16 protein-coding genes are annotated in these 14,727 nt (G+C 60.6%); 13 read left to right on the top strand and 3 right to left on the bottom strand.

The annotated features are described in order from the left end of the window. Window positions 1–52 precede the first annotated feature (52 nt). The 4 genes from BZK31_RS19655 (at window position 53) to BZK31_RS19640 (ending at window position 4,759) form a co-directional block, all read left to right on the top strand. Complete coding sequence (locus tag BZK31_RS19655) at window positions 53–2,806, top strand: response regulator (protein WP_083184644.1); 2,754 nt, start codon at window positions 53–55, stop codon at window positions 2,804–2,806. Between the two features lie 76 nt (window positions 2,807–2,882). Beyond that, entirely contained in the window at window positions 2,883–3,872 is a 990-nt protein-coding gene (locus BZK31_RS19650; RefSeq protein ID WP_083184642.1) for a 2-hydroxyacid dehydrogenase, read from the top strand. Window positions 3,873–3,917: 45 nt separating this feature from the next. Further along, on the top strand, window positions 3,918–4,355 hold the full coding sequence (locus BZK31_RS19645) for a hypothetical protein (RefSeq protein ID WP_083184640.1): 438 nt from the start codon (window positions 3,918–3,920) through the stop codon (window positions 4,353–4,355). Then, on the top strand, window positions 4,352–4,759 hold the full coding sequence (locus BZK31_RS19640; RefSeq protein ID WP_083184638.1) for an META domain-containing protein: 408 nt from the start codon (window positions 4,352–4,354) through the stop codon (window positions 4,757–4,759). The genes BZK31_RS19645 and BZK31_RS19640 overlap by 4 nt, the downstream gene beginning before the upstream one ends. 173 nt (window positions 4,760–4,932) lie before the next feature. Here BZK31_RS19640 and BZK31_RS19635 read toward each other — a convergent pair whose 3' ends face one another. Next, a complete protein-coding gene (locus BZK31_RS19635; protein ID WP_083184636.1) occupies window positions 4,933–5,400 on the bottom strand; it encodes a TlpA disulfide reductase family protein in 468 nt (155 codons plus the stop codon). A gap of 132 nt (window positions 5,401–5,532) precedes the next feature. On the opposite strand from BZK31_RS19635, the gene arsC reads away from it, so the two are divergent. The 4 genes from arsC to BZK31_RS19615 are packed head-to-tail and all read left to right on the top strand — an operon-like array spanning window position 5,533 to window position 7,607. Then, complete coding sequence (arsC, locus tag BZK31_RS19630; RefSeq protein WP_083184634.1) at window positions 5,533–5,886, top strand: arsenate reductase (glutaredoxin); 354 nt, start codon at window positions 5,533–5,535, stop codon at window positions 5,884–5,886. After that, entirely contained in the window at window positions 5,883–6,488 is a 606-nt protein-coding gene (gene wrbA / locus BZK31_RS19625) for an NAD(P)H:quinone oxidoreductase (protein WP_083184632.1), read from the top strand. Before arsC ends, wrbA begins: the two co-directional genes overlap by 4 nt. Continuing rightward, a complete protein-coding gene (locus BZK31_RS19620) occupies window positions 6,481–6,897 on the top strand; it encodes a DUF2069 domain-containing protein (protein WP_083184630.1) in 417 nt (138 codons plus the stop codon). Before wrbA ends, BZK31_RS19620 begins: the two co-directional genes overlap by 8 nt. 38 nt (window positions 6,898–6,935) lie before the next feature. Further along, window positions 6,936–7,607, top strand: a complete 672-nt coding sequence (locus tag BZK31_RS19615; RefSeq protein WP_083184628.1) for a DNA-3-methyladenine glycosylase I — start codon at window positions 6,936–6,938, stop codon at window positions 7,605–7,607. A gap of 6 nt (window positions 7,608–7,613) precedes the next feature. Here the strand turns inward: BZK31_RS19615 and ttcA are convergent, their stop codons facing one another. Beyond that, window positions 7,614–8,438: a tRNA 2-thiocytidine(32) synthetase TtcA gene (ttcA, locus tag BZK31_RS19610; RefSeq protein WP_083184626.1), complete on the bottom strand. Its 825-nt coding sequence runs from the start codon at window positions 8,436–8,438 to the stop codon at window positions 7,614–7,616. A 218-nt stretch (window positions 8,439–8,656) separates the two neighbouring features. On the opposite strand from ttcA, the gene BZK31_RS19605 reads away from it, so the two are divergent. Continuing rightward, on the top strand, window positions 8,657–9,256 hold the full coding sequence (locus tag BZK31_RS19605; RefSeq protein ID WP_083184624.1) for a Yip1 family protein: 600 nt from the start codon (window positions 8,657–8,659) through the stop codon (window positions 9,254–9,256). Window positions 9,257–9,376: 120 nt separating this feature from the next. Further along, window positions 9,377–9,871, top strand: a complete 495-nt coding sequence (locus BZK31_RS19600; protein WP_083184622.1) for a SprT family zinc-dependent metalloprotease — start codon at window positions 9,377–9,379, stop codon at window positions 9,869–9,871. Between the two features lie 90 nt (window positions 9,872–9,961). On the opposite strand, the gene BZK31_RS19595 is transcribed toward BZK31_RS19600, so the two are convergent. Further along, window positions 9,962–11,314, bottom strand: coding sequence for a dicarboxylate/amino acid:cation symporter (locus tag BZK31_RS19595; protein WP_083184620.1), 1,353 nt, complete (start codon window positions 11,312–11,314; stop codon window positions 9,962–9,964). 418 nt (window positions 11,315–11,732) lie between these two features. Between BZK31_RS19595 and BZK31_RS19590 the strand changes: the two genes are divergently transcribed. The 3 genes from BZK31_RS19590 to BZK31_RS19580 all read left to right on the top strand — a co-directional run bounded on the left by BZK31_RS19590 (window position 11,733) and on the right by BZK31_RS19580 (window position 14,725). After that, entirely contained in the window at window positions 11,733–12,746 is a 1,014-nt protein-coding gene (locus BZK31_RS19590; protein WP_083184804.1) for a LacI family DNA-binding transcriptional regulator, read from the top strand. Between the two features lie 247 nt (window positions 12,747–12,993). Then, a complete protein-coding gene (locus BZK31_RS19585) occupies window positions 12,994–13,938 on the top strand; it encodes a substrate-binding domain-containing protein (protein ID WP_083184618.1) in 945 nt (314 codons plus the stop codon). Between the two features lie 10 nt (window positions 13,939–13,948). Further along, complete coding sequence (locus BZK31_RS19580; protein WP_083184617.1) at window positions 13,949–14,725, top strand: ATP-binding cassette domain-containing protein; 777 nt, start codon at window positions 13,949–13,951, stop codon at window positions 14,723–14,725. Window positions 14,726–14,727: the final 2 nt, after the last annotated feature.

Genomic DNA, 14,727 nt, shown 5'->3' with positions numbered 1-14,727 from the left:
GGCAACTGCTGCCTGATATCGACGGACTGATACCGGTAGCTGGAGAACGAGCGTGCTGAACAAGCTGGGCATAAAAGGTCGTGTATTGTTATTGACCATTCTGCCCGCCAGTCTGATGGCGGCGGTACTGGGCGGCTATTTCACCTGGATGCAGCTTTACGAACTGCAGAGCCAGTTATTGCAGCGTGGCGAAATGATCGTGCAGGACCTGGCGCCGCTGTCGGCCAATGCGCTGGGGCGCAAGGACAAGATCCTGCTGACCCGCATCGCGACCCAGACCCTGGAACAGGCCGATGTGCGCGCCGTGTCGTTTCTGGACACCGACCGCAGCGTGCTGGCCCACGCCGGTCCGACCATGATCAGCCCCTCGCCCATTGGCAGCAGCACTCAGTTGCTCAATTCGTCCGGCAACGACGCCACGCGCTACCTGCTGCCGGTCTTTGGCCATCAGCGTCATCTGACCAGCCCGATCATACCCGCCGAAGCCGACACGCTGCTGGGCTGGGTGGAACTCGAAATCTCTCACAACGGCACGCTGCTGCGAGGTTACCGCAGCCTGTTCGCCAGCCTGTTGCTGATCGCCAGCGGCCTGGCTTTCACGGCCATTCTGGCGGTGCGCATGAGCCGCACCATCAACGGTCCGCTGAGCCAGATCAAACAGGCGGTCTCGCAACTCAAGGATGGCAATCTGGAAACACGCCTGCCGCCGCTCGGCAGCCGCGAGCTGGACGAACTCGCATCCGGCATCAACCGCATGGCCGCCACCCTGCAGAATGCGCAGGAAGAACTGCAACTGAGCATCGATCAGGCGACCGAGGACGTCAGGCAGAATCTGGAAACCATCGAAATCCAGAACATCGAACTGGATATGGCGCGCAAGGAGGCTCTCGAAGCCAGCCGCATCAAATCCGAATTCCTGGCCAACATGAGCCACGAAATCCGCACACCGCTCAACGGAATACTCGGTTTCACCCATTTGTTGCAGAAAAGCGAACTCACGCCGCGCCAGTACGATTATCTGGGCACCATCGAAAAATCCGCCGACAACCTGCTGAGCATCATCAACGAGATTCTCGATTTCTCGAAAATCGAGGCCGGCAAGCTGGTGCTGGACAACATTCCGTTCAACCTGCGTGATCTGCTGCAGGACACCCTGACCATCCTCGCTCCGGCGGCCCACGCCAAACAGCTGGAACTGGTCAGCCTCGTCTACCGCGACACGCCGCTGGCCCTGTCCGGCGACCCGCTACGGTTACGGCAGATCCTGACCAACCTGGTCAGCAACGCGATCAAGTTCACCCGTCAGGGCACCATTGTCGCGCGCGCCATGCTTGAAGACGAAACCGAAGAACACGCCCAGTTGCGCATCAGCGTACAGGACACCGGTGTCGGCCTGTCCAGTCAGGACGTGCGGGCACTGTTTCAGGCGTTCAGCCAGGCCGACAACTCCATTTCGCGCCAACCGGGCGGCACCGGGCTTGGGCTGGTGATTTCCAAGCGCCTCATCGAGCAGATGGGCGGTGAAATCGGTGTCGACAGCACCCCCGGCGAAGGCTCCGAATTCTGGATCAGCCTCAACCTGCCCAAGGCCCGCGAAGACAAGGAAGAGACAGCCAACCAGGCACTTCAGGGCCTGCGCGCAGCGGTGCTTGAACATCACGATCTGGCGCGTCAGGCGCTGGAACACCAGTTGGAAGACTGTGGTTTGCAGACGGTGGTGTTCACCAACCTGGAAAACCTGCTCAACGGCGTGACCGCCGCGCACGAGACGCCGCACGCCATCGATCTGGTGGTGCTGGGCGTCACGGCGCTGGAGATTTCCCCGGAACGCTTGCGCCAGCACATCTGGGACCTGGAAAACCTCAACTGCAAGGTCATGGTGCTGTGCCCGACCACCGAGCACGCGCTGTTCCAGATGTCGGTACACGATGTGTATACCCAGTTGCAGGCCAAACCGGCGTGTACCCGTAAGTTGCAGAAAGCGCTGTCCGAGCTGATCGCACCGCGTGCGGTTCGCGCCGACGTCAGCCTGCCGCTGTCGAGTCGCGCGCCTCGTGTGCTGTGCGTGGACGACAACCCGGCCAACCTGTTGCTGGTGCAGACCCTGCTCGAAGACATGGGTGCAGAGGTCATGGCGGTCGATGGTGGTTATGCCGCCGTCAGCGCGGTGCAACAGGAAGCCTTCGACCTGGTGCTGATGGACGTGCAGATGCCCGGCATGGACGGCTGCCAGGCCACCGAAGCGATCCGTGCCTGGGAAACCGAACGCAATCAGACCTCGCTGCCAATCGTGGCGCTCACTGCCCACGCCATGGCCAACGAAAAACGCTCACTGCTGCAGAGTGGCATGGACGACTACCTGACCAAGCCGATCAGCGAACGCCAGTTGGCACAGGTGGTCCTAAAGTGGACCGGGCTGGCGCTGCGCAACCCGGTTCCGGAACGCCAGACCGAATCCTCCGACGCGCATGTCGGCCCGCTGGTGCTGGACCACGACGAAGGTCTGCGGCTGGCTGCGGGCAAGCCGGATCTGGCCGCGGACATGCTGGCCATGCTGCTCGCCTCGCTGGACGCCGACCGCGAAGCGATTCGTCTGGCGCGGGCCAGCGAAGACATTCAAGGCCTCATCGAACGCGTGCACCGCCTGCATGGCGCGACGCGTTACTGCGGCGTCCCGCAATTGCGCGCTGCCTGCCAGCGCGCAGAAACCCTGCTCAAACAAGACGCGCCGCACACCGAAGACGCGCTGGATGACCTCGACAAGGCCATCACCCGACTGGCGGCAGAGGCGCGGGTAACAGCGTGACCGTCATGGGCTGATCGAGCGCCTGCGTACGCGCTGGAATTTCTGCGTGATCAGCCATTCGAAAAAGGACTCACTCATGCGTGTACTGATCTATAGCAGCCAGGAATACGACCGCGCCAGCTTCCTCGCCGAACGCCTGCCGCAGACCCTGGAACTGAGTTTTCAGCCTGCTCGGCTGACCCTCGAAACCGCCGCTCTGGCCGATGGCTTCGAGGTGGTCTGTGCGTTCATCAACGATGACCTCGGTGCGCCAGTGCTCGAACGACTGGCGGCCGGCGGCACTCGGCTGATTGCGCTGCGCTCGGCCGGTTACAACCATGTCGACCTGCCTGCTGCCTTGCGTCTGGGCCTGAGCGTCGTGCGGGTACCGGCGTATTCGCCGCACGCCGTGGCCGAGCACGCGGTGGCGCTGATTCTGTCGCTCAACCGGCACTTGCACCGCGCCTGCAATCGCACCCGCGATGGCGACTTCAGCCTGCACGGCCTGACCGGTTTCGATCTGGTTGGCAAGACTGTCGGAGTGGTGGGCACCGGCCAGATCGGCGCGACGTTCGCAAAAATCATGGCCGGATTCGGCTGCACACTGCTGGCACACGACCCCTTTCCCAACCCTGAACTGCAAGCGCTGGGTGCCCGGTACCTGAGCCTGCCGGACCTGCTGGCCCAGGCGCAGATCATCAGCCTGCATTGCCCGCTCACCGAGCAGACCCGTTACCTGATCAACGAACAATCGCTGGCGACCCTGCAACCCGGCGCCATGCTGATCAACACCGGACGCGGTGCGCTGGTGGAGACCGCCGCGCTGATCGACGCCCTCAAGACCGGGCAACTGGGGTATCTGGGGCTCGATGTGTATGAAGAAGAAGCCCAGCTGTTTTTCACCGACCGTTCGGACCTGCCGTTGCAGGATGACGTGCTGGCGCGTTTGCTGACCTTTCCCAACGTCATCGTCACCGCGCATCAAGCGTTTTTGACCAAAGAAGCGTTGGGTGCGATTGCCCGCACCACGCTGGACAACATCGTCGCCTGGTCGGCCGGTACGCCGCAGAACCGGGTAGAGGGTTAACCTCACGCCGCTGCGTGTTAGGATGCGCGCAATTTTGGAGGACCCATGGTCGAACACGATTTCCGCTACAGCATGCTCAATCCGCAACACACGCTGACCGAATGCCGCACTCTGGGGCCTGGTCGTTATCAGGTCACCGGCAATGGCGGCTCGATCCACAACAACGACCAGTTGCTGGTGACCATCAAGGGCAGCAAGAGTCTTTACATGCGTCTGTCGGTCGAGAAAGTCCGGCATTTGATCAACCCGCCTGGCCAGTGGGTCGCCGTCGCTCACGGGCCGGTGTTCGACGAGCTGGCGATCCACCAGTGGCAGGTCCACTGCGACAGCTGCAACGCCGAATTGAATTTCGAATTCATGGTCGAGAGCAAGCTGGGCGTCAAGGCGCAGAAACCTGCCGCCACCGCACGCATCGCTGAACTGGGCTGGAAAACCGAAGGCGAGAAGCACTTCTGCAAGAAGTGCCAGGGGCAAGCGGCATGAAACAGCGGTTGTTACTCGTGTTGATCGGTGGGGCGCTGGTGACCGGCTGCGCCTCTGACCCGCAGACCATCCATCACGATCAGAGCTACGTCATGGAATGGATCGGCGAACGTCCGCTGATCGACAACAGCCGTCTGACCATGACCTTGGGCGCCGACGGTCGAGCCTATGGCAACGCCGGCTGCAACCACTGGTTTGCGCCTTACACCCTGCGCGACGGCACCATCAGCTTCGGGGCCTTGGGCAGGACCCGCAAACTGTGCGCTCCGGCACTGATGGAACAGGAAGAACGCTTCCTCAAGTCCATGTCCAGCGTCCAGCGCTGGGACATTTCGCCCATCCAGCAACTGCGCCTGTGGCCGGCTGAAGGCAAGCCCTTGCGGTTCTGGCTGGAAGAAAGCTGATACGTTCGCAGGAGCTTGCTTGCTTGCAAAGAGGCCGACACGACTGTCCACGTTCGGGTCGGCTGAACCAGCGCTATCGCAAGCAAGCTCACACCCACGGTGTTTTGTATTCGTTCAGCCAGCCGTGTGGGCCGGGACGACCAACCAGCATGAGAACCCATCGGCAGCCGCCATCAGCCTTCCCCACGCAGCGCCTTGAGTTTCTGCATCACGGTCGCGGCTGACTGTTCACCGAGCAGTTGTTCACGCATCTTGCCCTTGTCGTCGATGATATAGGTCACCGGCAGCGCTTCGGAGGGCGGCAAGTCGTAGTGCTCGGCCGGATCCTGCGCCAGCACGGTGAACTTGATGCCCATCGCGTTCGCGGCATTTTTCAACTCGTCGCCCTGCAGGTTGTCGAAATTGACGCCCAGCACAGTGACCTTCTTGTCCTTCAACTGCTCGGACAAGCTGTTGAATTCCGGAATCTCCACGCGGCACGGCCCGCACCACTCGGCCCAGTAGTTGACCACCAGCCAGTGACCGTCGATCCGGTCGCTCGACACCTTCTGGCCGTTCTGGTCCGCGCCCAGATCCACGCCACACCCGCTGAGCAGCAAACTGCCGATAAGCGTCACCGCTGCTGCCAATCGCCTGACCATCTGTGTTTCCTTATTCGACTCTGAAGACCGGTTACTTATGACCCTGAATGCGACTATTGACCGCTCGATATGTCGAACAGTGCCGTCGCGTGGGTAGAATACGCGTCACTCCCTGCTGGATGCGACCTGCAAATGACCGATCTGACGCTGTATCACAACCCGCGCTGCACCAAATCCCGCGGCGCGCTGGAACTGCTTCAGGCCCGCGGCCTGAGTCCTGACATTGTCCTGTATCTGGAAACACCACCGGATGCGGACCAGCTACGCCAATTGCTGGCCAGGCTGGGCTTCGGCGCGCGGCAACTGCTGCGCACTGGCGAGGACGATTACAAGCAACTGAATCTGGCCGATCCGAGCCTGAGCGACGAGCAACTGATCGCGGCCATGGCCGCACACCCGAAACTGATCGAGCGCCCGATTCTGGTCGCTGGCGACAAGGCTGTCATCGGCCGCCCACCCGAGAACATTCTGGAGCTATTGCCGTGAGCACGCCCTACATTCTGGTTCTGTACTACAGCCGTAACGGCTCCACCAGCGAAATGGCTCGCCAGATTGCCCGCGGCATCGAGCTGGGCGGCATGGAAGCGCGTCTGCGTACCGTGCCGGCGATTTCCGCCGACTGCGAAGCGACTGCGCCGAGTATCCCGGAAAACGGCGCGCTGTATGCGACTCTCGATGACCTCAAGCACTGCTCCGGCTTGGCTCTGGGCAGCCCGACCCGCTTTGGCAACATGGCCGCGCCGCTCAAGTACTTCCTCGATGGCACCAGCAACCTGTGGCTGACCGGCGCGCTGGTCGGCAAGCCTGCCAGCGTATTCACCTCCACTGCCAGCCTGCATGGCGGCCAGGAAACCACGCTGATGTCGATGCTGCTGCCGCTGCTGCACCACGGCATGTTGGTCATGGGCCTGCCGTACAGCGAATCGGCTTTGCTGGAAACCACAGGCGGCGGCACGCCTTACGGCGCGAGTCATCACGCCGGTGCCGATGGCAAACGTCCGCTGGACCGTCACGAAACCGACCTGTGCCGCGCACTGGGCCAGCGTCTGGCAAACACCGCGCTGCAACTGGACGCACCGCGTGGCTAAAACGCCCAGGCCGCTGCCAGCCAGGGAATGGCTGGCGCCACGGGTGCGTTTCAGTCGGGCGGCCAGCCTGATTTGCTTTCTGGGCATGATCGCCCTGCTGACTATTTATTACTTGCTGTTCGCCGACCTGCACGGTGCCCGACCGGGCGTGATTCTGGCCATCGAACTGCTGCCGCTGTTGATCCTGACTCCCGGCATGCTGACCGGCAGCCCGCGTGGTCATTCGTGGACATGCTTTGTCATCAACCTGTATTTCATCAAGGGCGCACTGGCGGCCTTTGACCCGAACCGCTGGCTGTTCGGAATGCTGGAGATGGCCGTCAGCGTAGCCGTCTTCATCAGCACGTTGCTCTACGTACGCTGGCGCTTTCAGCTAAATCGCAAACTTGCAGCCCCCGGGCAGGTCTGAACCCTCGACCTGCCTTTTGACTGTCCTTTGGAGAACCGATGCACGATTACAAATGGCTGAACGCGTATTGCCTGAACCGTTTCGGCTCCGCCAAAGCTCTGGAAGCCTACCTGCCCACCCCCAAGACACCCAAACAGCTGCAAGCCATCAGCGCCGACCGTTACCTCTCGACGCTGGCGCTGCGCGTGTTTCGCGCCGGCCTGAAGCACAGCCTGGTGGACTCCAAATGGCCAGCGTTCGAAGAAGTGTTCTTCCGTTTCGATCCGGAAAAGGTCGTGTTGATGGGCGCCGACCATCTGGAGCGCCTGATGCAGGACGCCCGGATCATCCGCCATCTGGGCAAACTCAAAAGCGTGCCGCGTAACGCGCAGCTGATTCTGGACATCGAGCAGGAGCACGGCAGCTTTGGTCAGTTCATCGCGCAATGGCCGGTGGATAACATTACCGGGCTGTGGCAGTACCTGGCCAAACATGGCAATCAGATGGGCGGGCTGTCCGCGCCACGCTTCCTGCGCATGGTCGGCAAGGACACGTTCATCCCCACCAATGATGTGGTAGCGGCGCTGAACGCGCAGGACATCGTCGACCGGGTGCCTACCAGCAAGCGCGATCAGGCCATCGTGCAGGATGTCTTCAATCAGTGGCACGCCGAAAGTGGCAGACCGATGTGCCAGCTATCAGCCATGCTGGCATTCACGGTCAACCACTGATCACGCTCAGATATTGACCACATTGACGAACCGCGAAGCGGCGGTTTCGTCGATGCGCAGGTTGGTGAAGTCGAACAGGTTGCGGTCGGCCAGTTGTGAAGGCTGCACGTTCTGCAGGGCGCGGAAGATGCTTTCGGTGCGGCCGGGCGTCTTGCGCTCCCAGTCCTGGAGCATTTCCTTGACCACCTGACGCTGCAGGTTTTCCTGCGAACCACACAGGTTGCACGGAATGATCGGAAAACCCTTGAAGTCCGAATAGGCCTGAATGTCCTTCTCGTGGCAGTACGCCAGCGGGCGGATCACTACGTTACGGCCATCGTCGGCACGCAGTTTGGGCGGCATCGCCTTGAGCGAACCGTTGAAGAACATGTTGAGGAAGAAGGTCTCGACGATGTCATCCCGATGATGCCCCAGCGCCATCTTGGTTGCACCGATTTCGTCGGCGAACGTATACAGCGTGCCGCGACGCAGGCGTGAGCACAGCGAACAGGTGGTCTTGCCTTCGGGCACCAGTTCCTTGACCACCGAGTAAGTGTCCTTCTCGACGATGTGGTACTCGACCCCCAGTTCTTTCAGGTAGGCCGGCAACACATGTTCGGGAAAGCCCGGCTGCTTCTGGTCCATGTTGACCGCCACGATGTCGAACTTCACCGGCGCGACTTTCTGCAAGTGCATCAGCACATCGAGCATGGTGTAGCTGTCCTTGCCGCCGGACAGGCAGACCATGACCTTGTCACCCTCTTCAATCATGTTGAAGTCGGCAACCGCTTCGCCGGCCAGCCGACGCAGGCGTTTCTGCAGTTTGTTCTGATTGACTGAAAGGGTGCCCATGTACTGGTGGTATCCGCTGACGATGACAGTGAGAAAAGGCGGCCATTTTACGCAAAACCGCCCGCAGGTTAAACAACACGCGTAAGCCTTGAGAACAGCGCCACTGGCTATTAACAGGTCACACCCCATCGCCAAACGCTCTAAGCATTCGGTTATATCAACGGGCGGGGTTTCTATACTGGTTCATGAAGTCGTATCCGAAAGAAAGGAGTACGCACATGATCCATCATGTCTGGGGACTGTTCACGCACCCCGATCAGGAATGGAAACAGATCCGTGGCGAGGAAGAATCCATCGGCCACATGTACCTTACGCATACGCTGATTCTGGCAGCGATCCCGGTGGTTTCAGCTTATATAGGCACCACTCAGGTGGGCTGGGTGATCGGCGAGCGACCGCCGGTCATGCTCACCCACGGCAGCGCAGTCTGGATGGCGCTGATGTCGTACATTTCCATGCTGGCAGGCGTGGCGGTCATGGGCAGCTTCATTCACTGGATGGCGCGCACTTACAACGCGACGCCCACTCTCGCCCAATGCATTGCATTCGCCACCTACACCGCAACGCCCCTGTTCTTTGGCGGTCTGGCAGCGCTTTATCCACACCTGTGGCTCGGCATGGTGGCCGGGACCGCGGCGGTCTGTTACACGGTCTATCTGTTGTACGTTGGCCTGCCGACGTTCATGAATCTGCCTTCCGAAGAAGGCTTCATGTTCTCCAGTTCCGTACTGGCAGTCGGTCTGGTGGTGCTGGTTGCAATCATGGCTTTTACCGTCGTGCTGTGGGGCATTGGAATAGGTCCGGAATACACTAATTGAGCAGGAGCTGAGCGGGTCCGCCCTTCGCGGACCCGTCTATGTAAATGACCACCGGGCGGCTGGTGTTTTCAGCGCGCCCCCACATTACGGCATACTTGGCGCACTGGAGAGCCACAAAGCATGCCCGAGCAACTCAATTCCCGCGTCGAAACCTGTTATCAACAAGCCGAAGCCTTCTTCAAACGCACGTTCAAACGACCGGTCGTCAGCTTCAAGCTGCGCGGTCAGAAAGCCGGCGTCGCCCATTTGCACGAAAACCTGCTGCGTTTCAATCCACAGCTGTATCAGGAAAATGCCGAAGACTTTCTGCGCCAGACCGTGCCGCACGAAGTCGCGCACCTGATCGCTCATCAACTGTTCGGTGGCAGCATTCAGCCCCACGGAGAAGAGTGGCAACTGATCATGCGCGGCGTGTATGAGCTGCCACCCAACCGCTGCCACACCTACGCTGTCAAACGTCGCAGCGTGACCCGTTACATCTACCGCTGTCCTTGCGCTGGAAGCGACTTCCCGTTCTCGGCCCAACGCCACAACATGGTCAGCAAGGGTCGACGCTACTTATGCAGGCGCTGCCGACAGACACTGGTGTTCAGTGGCGAGACGCGCACCGAATAAACGTCAAGAATCGCAGGCATAAAAAAACCCATCCGAAGATGGGTTTTTTCATTTCATGGCCTGATGGTCAGTCAGACGGTGCTGGCTTGATTACACAGTCTTGCCAGTGTTCACCGCGTTGGCTGGCGTCGGGCCTTCAGCAACGCCCAGATCGTCTTCAGGACGGGTTTCCAGGATGGCGGAGCCACCGGAAGCCAGCTCGGACTGCAGCTTGTCGGTGTCCAGCTCGCCGACCCACTTGGCAACCACGACGGTAGCAACGGCGTTACCGACCAGGTTGGTCAGAGCACGGGCTTCGGACATGAAGCGGTCGATACCCAGGATCAGCGCCAGACCGGCAACCGGCAGGTGACCGACCGCAGACAGGGTAGCCGCCAGCACGATGAAGCCGCTACCGGTCACGCCCGCAGCACCTTTGGACGACAGCAGCAACACCAGCAGCAGGGTGATCTGGTGCGTGATGTCCATGTGGGTGTTGGTCGCCTGAGCGATGAACACGGCAGCCATGGTCAGGTAGATCGATGTACCGTCCAGGTTGAACGAGTAACCGGTAGGGATCACCAGACCGACGACGGACTTCTGGGCACCCAGACGCTCCATCTTGATCAGCATGCGAGGCAGAGCCGATTCCGACGAGGAAGTACCCAGTACGATCAACAGCTCTTCACGGATGTAGCGGACCAGCTTGAAGACGCTGAAGCCGTGAGCGCGGCAAATGGCGCCCAGTACCAGCACCACGAACAGCACGCAGGTAACGTAGAAGCAGATCATCAACTGGCCCAACTGCACCAGCGAGCTCACGCCGTAGGCACCGATGGTAAAGGCCATGGCACCGAACGCACCGATCGGCGCCAGCTTCATGATCATGTTGATGATGTTGAACATCACGTGGGCGAAGCGATCGATGAAGTCCAGCACCGGCTTGCCATAGGCACCCAGGCGATGCAGGGCGAAACCGAAGAGCACCGAGAACATCAGCACTTGCAGGATGTCACCGTTGGCGAACGCGCCGACGATGGTGTTTGGAATCACGTTGAGGATAAAGCCAATGATGCTCTGGTCTTTACTGGCCGTGACGTAAGCCGCGATTTTGGAGGCGTCCAGGGTGCTGACGTCGATGTTCATGCCGGCACCCGGCTGAACCACGTTCACGACGATCAGGCCGATCAACAGGGCGATGGTCGAAACGATTTCGAAATACAGCAGTGCGTAACCACCGGTCTTGCCGACCGACTTCATGTTCTGCATGCCGGCGATGCCGCTGACAACCGTACAGAAAATGATGGGGGCGATAACCATCTTGATCAGCTTGATGAACCCGTCCCCCAGCGGCTTCAAGGCCTTGCCGGTGTCGGGGTAGAAATGGCCGATCAGGATACCGATAACAATCGCTACGATTACCTGAAAATAGAGGGATTTGTAGATGGGCTGACGAGTCGTCATTGCAGTTATCCTCAAGGGCATCGTCGGCATCGTTACCTGATGCACGCGAGCCTATAAAGCGCTAACCCTCCTGCACTGGAGGGATTTGTTTTGTCGAGCTGCGCGGGGCAGACCTCTGCCGGTTAGATAGCAATAGGCGTGCCATAGAGGCCAAATGACATCAAGGCCCCGGTTTACAAGGCCGTGGGGCTAACGATAGACGGAAACCGGAAAAACAGGTGGCGGTTTTCCGCCGTATCGAGCCGAAAAACCGGCCGCAGTGGCGGGTATCCGCCTCCCCGATGTTTCGTAACGACGAAACGACTCACCCGTGCGCGGTCCGGTCGGGCACCCTTCCCGGCTCGCTACCCGCGACGACAATATGCAACACTGCCCGCGCCTGACGCCCCGTGTTTTCAACTGCCCCACACCGGCCACCATGACCAAACCCGTAACGCTCCAGGATGTCGCCAACCATGCAGGCCTTTCAAAGGCTGCGGTGTCACGCTATCTCAACAACAGCATCAGCCTGCCAGCCGAAACCGCTCAGCGTATCGACAAGGCACTGAAAGCCCTGGACTACCGTGGCAACAGTCTGGCGCGACGCTTGAGCAAAGGTGGCAGTGAAACCATTGGGCTGGTGTTGCCCGACATCGCCAACCCGTTCTTTGCCGAGTTGGCCGACGCTGCCGAAGAGGAGGCATCCGCCAACGGCTACAACCTGGTGCTGTGCGTGACACGTAATTTGCTCGAACGTGAAAGCACTTTCGTTCGCTGGCTGGACTCGCGCAGCGTCGATGGCTTGCTTCTGGTAAGCAACCGTCCGGACGATGGCACTCTGGCCGGGCAACTGGCTGATTATCGAAACATCATTCTGCTCGATGAAGACGTCCCCGGCACTGCCCAACCCAAAGTGTTTGCCGACAACCACGAGGGCGGACGTCTGGCGACGGATTATCTGATCCGCCACGGCCATCGGCGCATCGCGCATGTATCCGGTCCGCCTGCGCTGATGAGTGTACGCGAGCGCTATGCAGGTTATCGCCAGGCGCTGGCGGCGGCAGGTATCGCAGAAACACCCGAATATCTGCGTTTCGGCGATTACAGCCGGGAATACGGCCGCGTCGCCACCCAACAGCTCCTTGAACTGGCCAGCCCGCCACAAGCCATTTTCGCCGCCAGCGACTTCATCGCCCTGGGCGTGCTCGACACCCTGCGTGCACGCAACATCGGTGTGCCTGACGCCATGTCGCTGGTGGGGTTCGATGACGCGGTGTATGCCAGCCTGTTGACCCCGCCGTTGTGCACGATCCGCCAGTCCTCACGAGAACTGGGTCGCCGTGGCGTCGCCCTGCTGCTGCAACGGATGACCGACGGTGCCTGCACAGCCAGTGTCGAACGTGTGCCGGTGGAACTGATCTGCCGAGGCACGGTAGCGATGCACATCGATTGATCATGGGGCATCAAGTAACACCGCGCATTCATGCGGTGCACGCCGACCAGGCGGCGCACACCTCAGATTTTGGCGGATAACGCCGCGTGGCAAGGCCTGCGGCGGGACTGGCGATGACTGGCACACATTCTGCTTCAACCCTCTCGGGAAGCTGAGGGTAAATACTGTTTGCCCTTTTTCAAGACTTTTTAGTAAACCGGTTTACCGATCCGTTTTCTGCGTTGGAAAGCGGGCAAGGAGGATGGCAATGCTGCGTTCAAGCAAGCGTTTCACCCTGACCCTGGGCATCGTCCTGGCTCTGGCGTTTTCAACCTTCAGCCAGGCACAAAGCGGCAAACGTCTGGCACTGGTTCAGGTCAATCAGCAAGCACTGTATTTCACCCAGATCACTCAAGGCGCTCAAACCGCCGCCAAGGCCGCCGGGGCGGAACTGGTGGTGTTCAACGCCAACGACAATCCCTCCGCCCAGAATGACGCCATCGAGGCATACATTCAGGACAGGTTCGATGCGATTCTGGTCTGCGCCATCGACGTCAACGGCATCAAACCGGCCGTCACCGCCGCCAGCCAGGCCGGCATACCGGTGGTCGCAATCGATGCCGTGATCAATGGCGACAACGCCGTGCAGGTCGGGGTGGATAACCGCGAAGCGGCGCGCCAGATCGGCGAGTACACCGGCCAGTACATCAATCGCGAACTCGCGGGCAAAGCCAGCATCGGCGTGGTTGGCGCGCTCGGCTCCTACGTGCAGAACCTGCGCCTGGACGGCTTTCGCGAAGGTCTGGCCAAAAGCGCCAGCCAAGCGAAGATCGTCAATACCGTCGATGGCAACAATGTGCAGGACACCGCCCAGGCCGCCGCCGAAAACCTGCTGACCGCCAACCCCGACCTGCAGATCATCTATGCCACCGGCGAGCCCGCCCTGATTGGCTCGGTCGCGGCAAGCGTGTCGCAAGGTGCCGGTGAACGGGTGAAGATCTTCGGCTGGGACCTGTCTTCCCAGGCCGTGCAAGGCCTGGATGACGGGTCCGTCGCCGTGGTCGTGCAACAGAATACCCAGGCCATGGGCAAGACCGCGGTGGAATCGGCTCTGGCGCTGTTGTCCGGGAAAACCGTGGCGCGCGAGCAGAGCATCCCCGTCACGCTGGTGACCAAAGCCAACCTGGACGCGTATCGCGCCGAATTCAAATAAGGGGCTCAGTATGCTTACGCCTGACGCAGTGCCTCGAGTGCAGATGACTGGCATCACCAAACATTACGGCTCGATCGCCTCGCTGCGCGGCGTCGACCTGCTATTGCAGCCCGGCGAAGTGTTGGGCCTGGTGGGCGACAACGGTGCCGGCAAGTCGACTCTGACCAAGATTCTTTCCGGGGCCGAACTGCCCACGAGCGGCCGCATCGCCATCGATGGCGAAGACGTCAGCTTCAGCGGTCCGGCCGATGCGCAGCGCTGCCATATCCAGATGGTCTATCAGGACCTGTCGCTGTGCGACACGGTGGATGTGGCCGGTAATCTGTTCATGGGTCGCGAGCCGATGCGTCGGGTGCTGGGCGTGCCGTTGCTCGACGAGAAACGCATGCACCTGGAAGCACGGCAGATTCTCGAAGCGCTGGGCATCACCATTCCGGACACCCGTGCGCAAGTCCGGCACCTGTCCGGCGGCCAGCGCCAGGCCGTTGCGATCGCCAGGGCCGCCGCGTTCGGGCCCAAGGTGCTGATCATGGATGAACCCACTGCGGCGCTCGCGGTGGCAGAAGTCGAAGCGGTGCTGGAGTTGATCCGCACCATCAGTCGCCAGGGGGTGAGCGTGATCCTGATCACGCACCGGCTGCAGGACCTGTTTCTGGTCTGCGACCGCCTCATGGTGATGTACGACGGCACCAACCTGGCAGAGCGACGGATTGCAGACACCGACCTCAACGAAGTCGTCGAACTCATCGTCGGGCACAAATTCAGCGCCCGTTCCGCCTGTGCCTGAGA

The sequence above is a fragment of the Pseudomonas floridensis genome, from assembly GCF_002087235.1.
GTDB lineage: Bacteria > Pseudomonadota > Gammaproteobacteria > Pseudomonadales > Pseudomonadaceae > Aquipseudomonas > Aquipseudomonas floridensis.
Note: the sequence above shows the minus strand (reverse complement) of the source record. Positions and strands in the feature narration are given on the sequence as shown.

What these genes read in the sequence shown, in the direction of transcription:
- BZK31_RS19615 (WP_083184628.1), top strand. Translation starts at nt 6,936, where the DNA reads ATGCACGATTACAAATGGCTGAACGCGTATTGCCTGAACCGTTTCGGC.
- BZK31_RS19580 (WP_083184617.1), top strand. Translation starts at nt 13,949, where the DNA reads ATGCTTACGCCTGACGCAGTGCCTCGAGTGCAGATGACTGGCATCACC.
- BZK31_RS19590 (WP_083184804.1), top strand. Translation starts at nt 11,733, where the DNA reads ATGACCAAACCCGTAACGCTCCAGGATGTCGCCAACCATGCAGGCCTT.
- ttcA (WP_083184626.1), bottom strand. Translation starts at nt 8,438, where the DNA reads ATGGGCACCCTTTCAGTCAATCAGAACAAACTGCAGAAACGCCTGCGT.
- BZK31_RS19605 (WP_083184624.1), top strand. Translation starts at nt 8,657, where the DNA reads ATGATCCATCATGTCTGGGGACTGTTCACGCACCCCGATCAGGAATGG.
- BZK31_RS19650 (WP_083184642.1), top strand. Translation starts at nt 2,883, where the DNA reads ATGCGTGTACTGATCTATAGCAGCCAGGAATACGACCGCGCCAGCTTC.
- BZK31_RS19595 (WP_083184620.1), bottom strand. Translation starts at nt 11,314, where the DNA reads ATGACGACTCGTCAGCCCATCTACAAATCCCTCTATTTTCAGGTAATC.
- BZK31_RS19585 (WP_083184618.1), top strand. Translation starts at nt 12,994, where the DNA reads ATGCTGCGTTCAAGCAAGCGTTTCACCCTGACCCTGGGCATCGTCCTG.
- BZK31_RS19640 (WP_083184638.1), top strand. Translation starts at nt 4,352, where the DNA reads ATGAAACAGCGGTTGTTACTCGTGTTGATCGGTGGGGCGCTGGTGACC.
- BZK31_RS19635 (WP_083184636.1), bottom strand. Translation starts at nt 5,400, where the DNA reads ATGGTCAGGCGATTGGCAGCAGCGGTGACGCTTATCGGCAGTTTGCTG.
- BZK31_RS19645 (WP_083184640.1), top strand. Translation starts at nt 3,918, where the DNA reads ATGGTCGAACACGATTTCCGCTACAGCATGCTCAATCCGCAACACACG.
- BZK31_RS19600 (WP_083184622.1), top strand. Translation starts at nt 9,377, where the DNA reads ATGCCCGAGCAACTCAATTCCCGCGTCGAAACCTGTTATCAACAAGCC.
- arsC (WP_083184634.1), top strand. Translation starts at nt 5,533, where the DNA reads ATGACCGATCTGACGCTGTATCACAACCCGCGCTGCACCAAATCCCGC.